Raw genomic sequence first — 11784 nt, forward strand, 5'->3', positions numbered from 1 at the left:
TTAGAAAATATGACGACTTTAAATTCAAGAATACCAGAAGGTCCAATAAAAGATAAATGGACATTATATAAAGATCACATTGACTTAGTAAACCCTGCAAACAAGCGTAATATTGATATTATAGTTGTTGGAACAGGTTTAGCAGGAGGTTCAGCCGCTGCTACTTTAGCTGAGTTAGGATATAACGTAAAAGCATTTGCTTACCAAGATTCTCCACGTAGAGCGCATTCAATTGCAGCACAGGGAGGTATTAACGCAGCAAAAAATTATATGGGCGATGGAGATTCAAACTATCGTTTATTTTATGACACTGTAAAAGGTGGAGATTACCGTTCACGTGAAGCAAACGTTCATCGTTTGGCTGAAGTTTCGGGAGCAATTATTGACCAATGCGTTGCACAAGGTGTTCCTTTTGCACGTGATTATGGTGGATTGTTAGACAACCGTTCATTTGGTGGTGTATTAGTTTCTAGAACTTTTTACGCAAAAGGACAAACAGGACAACAATTATTATTAGGATGTTATTCAGCAATGAACCGTCAAATTGCTCGTGGAAAGATTGAAATGTTCAATCGTCACGAAATGTTAGACGTTGTAAAAATTGATGGAAAAGCAAGAGGTATTATTGCACGTGATTTAATTACTGGTGAAATTGAGCGTCATTCAGCTCACGCGGTAGTTATTGCAACTGGTGGTTATGGAAATGTTTATTTCTTATCAACCAATGCTATGGGTTCTAATGCAACTGCAGCTTGGAAAATTCATAAAAAAGGAGCGTATTTCGCAAATCCTTGTTTTACACAAATTCACCCAACGTGTATTCCACGTTCAGGAGATTACCAATCTAAATTAACGTTAATGTCTGAATCATTACGTAATGATGGTAGAATTTGGGTTCCTAAGAAAATAGAAGATGCGAAAGCAATTCAACAAGGCAACTTAAAACCAACTGCTATTGTTGAAGAAGATAGAGATTATTTCTTAGAAAGAAGATATCCTGCTTATGGGAATTTAGTTCCTAGAGATGTTGCTTCAAGAGCAGCTAAAGAGCGTTGTGACGCAGGTCACGGAGTTAATGCAACGGGAGAAGCTGTTTATTTAGATTTTGCTGCTGCCATTAATCGTTATGGTAGTACAAAAGCTAAAATTTCTGGAAATCAAAATCCTTCAAAAGAAGAAATTATAACATTAGGTGAAGCTGTTATTGAAGAAAAATACGGAAACTTATTCCAAATGTATGAGAAAATTATAGATGAAAATCCATACAAAACACCTATGATGATTTATCCTGCAACCCACTATACAATGGGTGGTGTTTGGGTTGATTATAACTTAATGACAACCGTTCCTGGTTTATACTGTATTGGTGAAGCAAACTTCTCTGATCACGGAGCAAACAGATTGGGAGCTTCTGCTTTAATGCAAGGTTTGGCCGATGGATATTTTGTACTGCCTTATACTATTGGTGATTATTTAGCCGATGATATTAGAACTGGAAAAATACCAACAGATTCTCCAGAATTTGATGAAGTTGAAAAATCTGTAAAAGATCAATTAGATTTCTTCATCAATAATGAAGGAACACATTCAGTAGATTATTTCCATAAAAAACTTGGTTTAGTGATGTGGAATAAAGTTGGAATGGCTCGTAATGAAAAAGGACTAAAAGAAGCGATTAAAGAAATTCAAGATATACGTAAAGATTTCTGGAAAAACGTTAAAGTTCCTGGTGATTTGAATGAAATGAATCCTGAATTAGAAAAAGCAGGTAGAGTAGCAGATTTCTTGGAATTAGGAGAATTATTTGCGAAAGATGCTTTAGAGCGTGAAGAATCTTGTGGAGGTCATTTCCGTGAAGAGCATATTACAGAAGATGGTGAAGCTAAACGTGATGACAAAAATTTTGCTTACGTTGCGGCTTGGGAATACACAGGAAAACCTAGTGAAGCAATTTTGCATAAAGAAGAATTAGAATTTAAAGATATCGAATTAAAAACTCGTTCATACAAATAAGAAAGACATTATGAATTTAACGTTAAAAATTTGGAGACAAAAAGGACCTCAAGATAAGGGGCAAATGGTCGAATATAAAGTTACCGATATTTCAGAACACATGTCGTTCTTAGAAATGATGGATGTTTTAAATGAAAGTTTGGTAGCTAAAGATGAAGTGCCAATTGCATTTGATCATGATTGTAGAGAAGGTATTTGTGGAATGTGTTCATTACACATAAACGGAGAACCTCACGGTCCAGATCGTGGAATTACAACGTGTCAGTTACATATGCGTACTTTTAAAGACGGTGATACTATTTATATTGAACCTTGGAGAGCAAAAGCTTTTCCGGTAATTAAAGATTTAGTAGTAGACCGTATGGCTTTTGAACGTATTCAACAAGCAGGTGGTTACATTTCAGTAAATACTTCTGGAAATACGCAAGATGCAAATGCAATTCCTATTTCTAAATACAATGCAGATTTATCTATGGATGCTGCTGCTTGTATTGGTTGTGGAGCCTGTGTTGCTAGTTGTAAAAACTCTAGCGCCATGTTATTTGTTGCAGCAAAAGTTTCGCAATTTGCTTTGTTGCCACAAGGTAAAGTAGAAGCAAAAGACCGTGTACTTAATATGGTTGCACAAATGGATTTAGAAGGATTTGGTAACTGTACCAATACTGGAGCTTGTGAAGTTGAATGTCCAAAAAGTATTTCATTAGAAAATATTGCACGTATGAACCGTGAGTATTTAAAAGCAAGTATTATATAGTTATATATTAAGTGGTAAATTCAATAAAAAAACCTGTTTCAGAAATGAGACAGGTTTTTTGTTTACAAAAGATATTTAATAAAGCGAAGATTTAGTATTTTTAGAAACGATTTCATTACCACAGTATATTTTTAATTTAACTCAGAAATTAATGCTTAATTTTAATAAAGTTTTTCAATCAAAATTACCAGAAATACCAACTTCAATATTTGCTATTATGAGCGGTTTGGCAACACAACATAATGCTCTTAATTTATCACAAGGTTTTCCTGATTTTGAAAGTGATGCAAAGCTTATTAAACTAGTAAATAGTGCAATGATGAATGGAAAAAATCAATATGCGCCAATGCCTGGTATTATTAGTTTAAGAGAGCAAATAGCTCAGAAAACAGAAAGTTTATATAAAGTATCCTACAATCCAGAAACCGAAATTACTATTACAGCAGGCGCAACACAAGCGATTTTCACAGTAATTGCTGCTACAGTTTCAAAAGGTGATGAGGTTATTATTTTTAAACCTGCATATGATTGTTATGAACCAACTATTGAACTTTTTGGAGGAAAAACAGTTGCAATTCAATTAGATCCAGAAGATTTTAAAATTAATTGGGAAGAAGTAAAAGGTTTAATTACGGATAAAACGAAGATGATTATCATTAATACACCACACAATCCTTCAGGAAGAATTTTGTCTAAAAAAGATATGTTGCAATTAGAAACTTTACTACGAAACACCAACATTTTATTGTTAAGTGATGAGGTGTATGAACATATTATTTTTGATGGTGAACAACATCAATCTGCAGCGTTGTTTCCAGCATTAGCTGAAAGATCTTTTATAATAGCTTCCTTCGGAAAAACTTTTCATAACACAGGCTGGAAAATGGGGTATTGTATTGCTCCAGCACAGTTAACAAAAGAATTTAGGAAAGTACACCAGTTTAATGTGTTTAGTGCAAATCATCCTATTCAAGTTGCATTAGCTGAATATTTAAAAACACCTAGTAATTATTTAGAGTTAGGAAATTTTTATCAGCAAAAAAGAGATTTGTTTTTAGATTTAATAAAAGATTCACGTTTTGAGTTTTCGCCTTCTAAAGGAACCTATTTTCAATTACTTAATTTTAAAAATATAACTCAAGAAAGTGATTACGATTTTGCAGTAAGATTAACAAAAGAACAAAAAATAGCATCAATACCAATTTCGGTATTTAATAATGAAAATTATGATACTAAAGTATTGCGTTTTTGCTTTGCTAAAACTGAAGAAACATTAAAAAGAGCAGCCGAAATATTAAACAAAATCTAGTTTCATTAGCCAATCGGTTTGTTTGTCATTTCCAATATAGTAAAAATGAGTATCAAACTTTTTGAAATTATAACGCTCATAAAACCGAATTGCAGCTAAATTTTTTTCCCAAACGCCGAGCCATAGAAAAGAAACTTGTTTAGTTTTTACAATTCTAATTATTTCTAATAAAATATGTTTTCCTAATTGTTTATTTTGGAATTTTTTTAAAACATAAATACGTTCAAGTTCTATAGTTTTTTTATTAAATTTTTCTGTTTGAGCTTCGTTTTCATTTAATTTAAAATAACCAACAAGTTCATTTTTGAAATAAGTAAAATAAAAAGTAGAATTAGAATTTAAAAGCTCAGATTTTATTTTCTCTTGACTAAATGCAAAATCAATATAGCTATTAAAATCTAGTGGATTATTATCTTTTTCAAAAGCATTAATAAAAGTTGATTTTGATATTTCTACAAGTTTTACTAAATTTTCAAGGGTACATTTTTTAAAAGATAAATCCATTTTCCATAAATTTTATTTCTTATGTTGGTTTGATATTTGAAAAATTAAATTACAAATTAAATTTTAAATCATTCACTGAAATAGTGTAATTTTATCACATGCAATCACAACTTAAAATAGTATTGGTTCAGGCCAATTTAGTTTGGCATAACGCTGAACAAAACAGAATTCAATTTGCGAAAAAAATAAATGCAATTAAGGGAAATGTTGATTTAATAGTCTTACCCGAAATGTTTACAACAGGTTTCAGTTTGCTTCCTAAAACAATTGCTGAATCTATGAAAGGTGAAACTGTTGAATGGATGCAAAAAATTGCTTCAGAAAATAACACTGCAATTGCGGGAAGTATTATTATTTTAGAAGAAGGAAATTATTATAACCGCTTTTTATTTGTGCATCCTTCAGGAGAAATTAATACATACGACAAACGACATTTATTTACCTTGGCAGGAGAAGATAAAGTGTACACTTCTGGAAAAGAAAAAACAATAGTGAATTATAAAGGGTGGAAAATTTGTTTGCTTGTTTGTTATGATTTACGTTTTCCGGTTTGGGCAAGAAATGTTGAAGATTATGATGTATTGTTATATGTTGCAAACTGGCCAAAACCAAGAATTGCTGCTTGGGATGCTTTGTTAAAAGCACGTGCTATAGAAAATTTGAGTTATACAATAGGAGTAAATAGAGTAGGTGTTGACGAAAACAAACATGAATACAGCGGTCATTCGGTAGCTTATGATGGTTTAGGTAAAAAATTAACTCATATTAAAACAAATATTGAAGATAAAGCAATTGTCACTTTAAACAAAAAGCACATAGCTGAGGTTAGAAATAAGTTCAATTTTTTGAACGATAAAGATACTTTTGAGATTAATTAAGAATAGACGTTTTGCTGAACTTAATTCTTATCTATATAAGATGTTGAATTAAGTTCAACAAAACGTTTGTTGCTAATTTACAGAATGATAGGATTCAACCATTTAAATTCATACTTAGTATTAGGAACAACAATACGCTCAGTAATACGATACATTCTATCTGGTAATTTCATTAAATAATCTCTTGCTTTTTCAGCTTCTGAAGTTAAGCCTGTAATTTTATCAATTTCCCAAATGGTATTTAGTTTTTTAATAATATCAACATAATCGAAGCCTGTATATACACCTGCTCTTTGAGCCACTATTGAAAATTGATCAAATAAACTGCCTTTTTCTTCTCCAGAATGTCTTAAATGCATCGCTGGCATCACAATTTTATGTTTCATCATATATTGAAAAGCCAACATCATTTCACTTGGATCATATTTAAAAATTTGTTTCACAAATTCAGTATATGCTAAATGATGACGCATTTCATCTCCAGCAATAATTTTAGACATTTTAGCCAATAATTTATGACCGTTTTTTCGTGCAATTTTAGCAACATTATTATGTGAAATATAGGTTGCTAATTCTTGAAAACTGGTATAAACAAAGTTTTTATAAGGATCGCGAGCAGTTCCAATATCCATTCCGTCAGCAATTAAATGTTGCGTGGTAATTTCAACTTCACGCATGTTTACTCTGCCAGATAGGTACAAATACTTGTTTAGCACATCACCGTGTCTATTTTCTTCACCAGTCCAAGCACGTATCCATTTTGCCCAACCATTATCTTTTTCTTCGTTTCTAGGTTTTGAAATACCATCAATATCCAACAGCCAAGATTCATAGGTTGGAAGCGCTTCTTCAGTAATAGTGTCACCTACTAAAACAGTCCAAAAGTCATTATCTAAATCTTTAGATAATTCTCTTATTTCTTTTACTTCTTCTATAAAATTTTCGCTTTGTGAATTTGGAAGAAAATCGGTTGGTTGCCAAATTTTTTCTGGAGCAATTAAATATTCATCGACAAAAGTATCTATATTTTTTTCAAGGGTTAGCATTACCTCTAACCGGATATTGTTTAATGACATGTTTTTGATTTAGTTTAGTAGTTTGCTAAATTATGGAATTTTTAATAGAAGTTTCAACTTTTTCGAAAAGTTGAGCAAATTCCAAGGAGTCAGCTTTTATAGCTTCATGGAATTCAAAAGTGATTTTTACACCTATTTCTAACGGAAACATTCCTTTTCTATTAAGCTTCCAACAATTATTAATAGTTACAGGAATAACATAAGCAGACGGTATAAATTTGGTAAGCATTTTTAACCCATTTTCAGAAAAACGTTTGGGAGCACCATCTTTACTTCTGGTTCCTTCCGGAAAAATAACTGCTGCATACTTATTTTTTTCAATATATTTTCCAAATTCTTTAATGGCGGTTAAAGACTGTCTAGGATCTTTTCTATCAATTAAAACAGAACCTCCATGTGTTAAATTATATGAAACCGCTGGGATTCCTTTTCCTAATTCAATTTTAGAAACAAATTTTGGGTGATGCTTCTTTAAATAACATGAAAGCGGACAAATATCATGCATGCTTTGATGATTGGAAACAATTATTAAAGGAACATTTTTAGGAATAAGATGTTTACTTATAAATTTAATTCGGGTGCCAAATAAATATAAGAGATATGTAAACGAGCAGTTCATAATATCTACAGCTATTTTATGACCTTTATACTTGAAAATATTATAACCTAGCCATTGTAAACCATGGAAAATTAATAAAAGGATACCATAAAAAAGGTAAAAGATAGAAGATAATATATATGATAAAACTGTTTTCATATTTATGAAAAGAAAATCCCAAGCTAAAAAGCTTAGGATTCTTATTTTTTAATTATTAAACCATAAACTCCAAGGAATCATTCCTAGAATTATCAGTAACGCAATTCCATAAAAAATGGTGATTGTTTTAAATTTCCCTGCATCAGTTGTTTTCTTTTTGTGTTTAGAGAATCCAATTGTAATTAATGTAATAGCAATAATAATCATTACAGGATGCTCTATTAAAGAGTTTCTTAACTCCTTATTTTTCATAACTTCTCCCATTCCCATAGCTCGCATACTTGTATAAAAAGTAGAAGTATAAAAAGCAATAAACCCAATAATTAATTGAATATGTGAAGCAATTAAAGCAAATAACGAGATTCGTAAATCTTTAGCATTAAATTCTTTTTTAGAGCTTAAACCAATTATAGCATTTACAACCGCTATAATTAGAATTAATAGTACAATGTAAGCCCAATAAGAATGAATCATTTTTGTCATAATAGTTAGTTTTAAGTAGATAGCAAATGTAATAAAATAAAATTGGTTTTATTTTGAAAAAAAATGTTTAAAATTTATAATCATTCGCCATGATTTAATATTATTTCATTAGAAATAACAAAATACATGATAAGTAGAAGTGAAAATAATAACAAAAAATTATTTTTCATTAGTGTTTTAAACTATATAAATCGCTGATAATTATCATATTTCACTAATAAAAAAGAGTAATTAGTGCTCTATAAGCTGTTTTTTTTTCTCATTTTTTAAGATAATTAGAAAAAATGTGTATTTTGCGCTTCTAATAATCAATACTATAAGGATATTATGAAAAAATTATTAAGTGTGTTTTTTGCGCTTTTTGTGGGTACAGTTATGGTGGCACAAACCACAGTTTCTGGAACTATCACAGAAGCAACAACAGAGCAGCCAATTCCTGGTGCGAATATACAAGTTGTTGGAAGATCTTTGGGTACCACAACTGATTTTGACGGAAACTTTTCTTTGGTGGTAGATCACGACCTTCCATTTAAAATAGAAGTTTCTCTTATTGGATTTTCAGTTACAACAGTTGAAATTACTCAAAATAATCAGATTGTAAATATAGAACTTGCTGAAGCCGCTACAGCTTTAGATGAAGTAGTTGTATCTGCTTCTAGAACACCAGAACGTGTTTTAGAATCGCCTGTTACAATTGAAAGAATGGACATTAGAGCTATTAAAAACACTTCATCTCCAACTTTTTACGATGGTTTAGAAAATTTAAAAGGAGTTGATGTTAATACAAATAGTTTAACATTTAAATCAATTAACACAAGGGGTTTTGCAACATTTGCCAATACACGTTTTATGCAATTGGTTGATGGTATGGATAACTCTTCACCAGCACTTAACTTTAATTTAGGGAACCTTTTAGGAATGTCTGAATTGGATGTTAACTCTGTTGAATTACTTCCTGGAGCTTCTTCTGCATTATATGGTGCAAATGCTTTTAATGGTGTTTTATTTATGACAAGTAAAAATCCGTTTACTTCTGAAGGTGTTAGTGTATATTTAAAAACAGGATTGACTTCACAAATAGCTGCAGGAGATAATAATTTTACGGATGTTGGAATTAGAATGGCACATAAATTTAGTGATAAATTTGCTGCCAAAGCATCATTTTCATTCTTAAAAGGAACTGAATGGTATGCAACAGATTATAATCAATATATTGATACAGAAGCAGGAGAAGCTGATACGGTTATTTCAAGTTTAGGTAATCAAACAAGTTTTGACCAAGCAAATATATATGGTGACGAAGTAAAGACTCCAATTAATTTTGAACAATTTGCTTTAGGAGCTGGTTTTCCTGCACCACTTGCGGCATCACTTGGTACACAAACAATTTCAAGAACAGGTTATAGAGAAAGTGATTTAACAGATTATGTAGCTCAAAGTGCTAAAGTTGATATTTCTTTAAATTATAGACCATTTGCAAATGATTTAGAAGTGAGCTATAATGCAAAATTTGGTAACGGTAATACTATTTATCAAGGATCTAATAGATATTCAATCAAAAATTTCTTTATGCAACAGCATAAATTAGAAGTCTCAGGTGATAATTTCTTTGTTAGAGGATATATGACTGATGAAGATGCAGGTGATTCTTACGATATGAGATTTACAGGTATAAATATGAATAAAATAGATGCTCCACAATGGTTTGGAGCTTATACTCAAGCATTTTTAGGAGCAATAGCCCAAGGAGCTTCACAAGACGCTGCTCATTCAGGAGCTAGACAGTTTGCTGATACAAATGTTACGTTACAACCTGGAACACCTGAATTTAAAGCAGCTTTTGATGCTGTTACTTCTGATCCAAGCTTACTTTCAGGCTCTAAATTTCAGGATAAATCAAAAATTTATCATGGAGATGCTAATTATAATTTAAGAGACATTACCGATATTGCTGATATTCAAGTGGGTGGTTCTTGGAGGCAATATTCATTAAATTCTAGTGGAACTATTTATACGGATTTTGATGGATCAATAGATTATAATGAGTATGGTGTGTATACACAAATTCAAAAGAAATTTATTGATGATAGATTAAAGTTCACAGGGTCTTTACGTTATGATAAAGCAAAGAATTTTGATGGTAATTACTCTCCAAGAGTTTCAGTTTCTTATTCTTTAGGAAAAGGAAAAACACGTAATTTAAGAGCGTCATTTCAAACAGGATTTAGAAATCCATCAACACAAGACCAATACATTGGTTTAGATTCTGGAGCAGGAATATTAGTTGGTTCTGCACCTGATAATTTGGATAGATATACATCAAACCCTTTGAGTGTTAGTGCTACGGGGCAAATGATAGTAAATAATTTAACTGCAGGATCCATTGGATCTACTGTAACGTTAACAGGTAGGGATGCTTATGAAAATGCTTTTTCAGCTAGTTCGATTGCTAATGGAACTTTTCAAAAAGCAAATTTTGATTATGTAAAACCTGAAAAAGTGACCGCTTATGAAATAGGTTATAGAGCTGGTTTCGGTAATTTAGCATTAGACATGAGCGCATATTATAACAAATACGAAGATTTTATTGGAAATAAAAATGTTGCTGTTCCTTATTATGGAAATCCAAACTTGTCTGATATAGTAGATTTAGCTCCAATTGGTGGTGGGCCAACACCATTAGCATTAGTAGCTTTAAGCCAAGGAGATTATATGGGTTTTCAGGTATATACAAACTCGGCAGCTGATATTTCATCTTATGGAGGTAGTATTGGAGTAACATCTAAAATATTTGGAAATTACAATGTTGGACTTAATTATACTTTGGCTAGATTTGATTTTGACCAAGCTACTGACCCAGATTATGAAGCTGGATTTAATACTCCTGAGCATAAAGTTAAATTTTCATTTGGAAATACAGAACTTATTGAAAACTTAGGTTTCAATGTGAATTTAAGATGGAATGATGAATATTTATGGGAATCTACTTTTGCTGATGCAATAATTGAAGCACGTACAGTTTTAGATGCTCAAATTAGTTATTCAGTACTATCTTTTAAATCAACATTTAAAATTGGTGCAGCAAATTTAGGAGGTAAAGAATATTTTACAGCTCCAGGGAATGCTCAAATTGGTTCACAGTACTATGTTTCTTGGACAATTAATCCATAATAAACAATAATAGTTTATAAAGTAAAACGCCCTAAAAGTTTAGGGCGTTTCTTTTTTTAAAAAAAAGCATAATATTTTTTAAAAATAAAATCAAAAAACTATCTTTGCACCTTTAAAATTGAGGAGAACCTTAAAAGGTTAAATATCTAAAAAATAAATAGTTAAAGTAATGGCAAAAGTTACAGGTAAAGTTGCACAAATTATTGGTCCAGTTATTGACGTTGAGTTTGAATCTGGCGCTGAACTTCCAAAATTATATGATTCATTAGAAATCACAAAAAAGGATGGTTCATTGTTAGTATTAGAAGTTCAATCTCATATTGGTGAAGATACTGTTAGAACCATCTCTATGGATTCAACTGATGGTTTAAGTAGAGGAACAGAAGTTGTTGCTACTGGTAATGCAATTCAAATGCCAATAGGAAAGGATATTTATGGGCGTTTATTTAACGTAATTGGAGATGCTATTGATGGATTGGGAAATTTACCTAAAGAAGGTAAAGATGGTTTGCCTATTCACAGACAGGCACCAAAATTTGAAGATTTATCAACCTCAACAGAAGTTTTATTTACAGGTATTAAAGTAATCGATTTAATTGAGCCATATGCAAAAGGTGGTAAAATTGGTTTGTTTGGTGGAGCTGGAGTAGGTAAAACAGTATTGTTAATGGAATTGATTAACAATATAGCAAAAGGTCACGGTGGTTTATCAGTATTTGCTGGTGTAGGTGAAAGAACACGTGAAGGAAATGACCTTTTAAGAGAAATGTTAGAATCAGGTATTATTAAATATGGTGATGACTTTATGCATTCTATGGAAGAAGGAGGATGGGATTTAT

Annotated in this window: 9 protein-coding genes and 1 pseudogene; 6 read left to right on the forward strand and 4 right to left on the reverse strand. The window is 31.3% G+C overall.

Features of this window, described 5'->3' with window-relative positions; all coding sequences use genetic code 11:
* The first annotated feature begins 9 nt into the window (after positions 1 to 9).
* The 3 genes from Q0352_RS08215 (at position 10) to Q0352_RS08225 (ending at position 4076) form a co-directional block, all read left to right on the forward strand.
* A complete protein-coding gene (locus tag Q0352_RS08215) occupies positions 10 to 2013 on the forward strand; it encodes a fumarate reductase/succinate dehydrogenase flavoprotein subunit (protein WP_299526464.1) in 2004 nt (667 codons plus the stop codon).
* Between the two features lie 10 nt (positions 2014 to 2023).
* Complete coding sequence (locus tag Q0352_RS08220; RefSeq protein WP_299526467.1) at positions 2024 to 2767, forward strand: succinate dehydrogenase/fumarate reductase iron-sulfur subunit; 744 nt, start codon at positions 2024 to 2026, stop codon at positions 2765 to 2767.
* A gap of 151 nt (positions 2768 to 2918) precedes the next feature.
* Entirely contained in the window at positions 2919 to 4076 is a 1158-nt protein-coding gene (locus Q0352_RS08225) for a methionine aminotransferase (protein ID WP_299526470.1), read from the forward strand.
* On the opposite strand, the gene Q0352_RS08230 is transcribed toward Q0352_RS08225, so the two are convergent.
* Positions 4062 to 4580: a GNAT family N-acetyltransferase gene (locus Q0352_RS08230; protein ID WP_299526473.1), complete on the reverse strand. Its 519-nt coding sequence runs from the start codon at positions 4578 to 4580 to the stop codon at positions 4062 to 4064. The genes Q0352_RS08225 and Q0352_RS08230 overlap by 15 nt on opposite strands.
* Positions 4581 to 4678: 98 nt before the next feature.
* On the opposite strand from Q0352_RS08230, the gene Q0352_RS08235 reads away from it, so the two are divergent.
* Entirely contained in the window at positions 4679 to 5458 is a 780-nt protein-coding gene (locus Q0352_RS08235) for an amidohydrolase (protein ID WP_299526477.1), read from the forward strand.
* Between the two features lie 77 nt (positions 5459 to 5535).
* On the opposite strand, the gene Q0352_RS08240 is transcribed toward Q0352_RS08235, so the two are convergent.
* The 3 genes from Q0352_RS08240 to Q0352_RS08250 are packed head-to-tail and all read right to left on the reverse strand — an operon-like array spanning position 5536 to position 7774.
* The gene (locus Q0352_RS08240; RefSeq protein ID WP_299526481.1) at positions 5536 to 6534 is read right to left on the reverse strand and encodes an acyl-ACP desaturase; all 999 of its coding nucleotides are present in this window, start codon (positions 6532 to 6534) and stop codon (positions 5536 to 5538) included.
* A gap of 25 nt (positions 6535 to 6559) precedes the next feature.
* Positions 6560 to 7291 (reverse strand): 1-acyl-sn-glycerol-3-phosphate acyltransferase, encoded by a 732-nt coding sequence (locus tag Q0352_RS08245; RefSeq protein ID WP_299526483.1) that lies wholly within the window; start codon positions 7289 to 7291, stop codon positions 6560 to 6562.
* A gap of 48 nt (positions 7292 to 7339) precedes the next feature.
* Positions 7340 to 7774: a hypothetical protein gene (locus tag Q0352_RS08250; protein ID WP_299526486.1), complete on the reverse strand. Its 435-nt coding sequence runs from the start codon at positions 7772 to 7774 to the stop codon at positions 7340 to 7342.
* 327 nt (positions 7775 to 8101) lie between these two features.
* On the opposite strand from Q0352_RS08250, the gene Q0352_RS08255 reads away from it, so the two are divergent.
* Positions 8102 to 10945 carry a TonB-dependent receptor gene (locus Q0352_RS08255; protein ID WP_299526489.1) on the forward strand — a complete coding sequence of 948 codons (2844 nt, stop codon included), beginning with the start codon at positions 8102 to 8104 and terminating at the stop codon, positions 10943 to 10945.
* Between the two features lie 169 nt (positions 10946 to 11114).
* Positions 11115 to 11784, forward strand: a pseudogene (locus tag Q0352_RS08260) (F0F1 ATP synthase subunit beta); the annotation flags it as partial.

The organism is uncultured Lutibacter sp. (genome assembly GCF_937891065.1).
Taxonomy (GTDB): domain Bacteria; phylum Bacteroidota; class Bacteroidia; order Flavobacteriales; family Flavobacteriaceae; genus Lutibacter.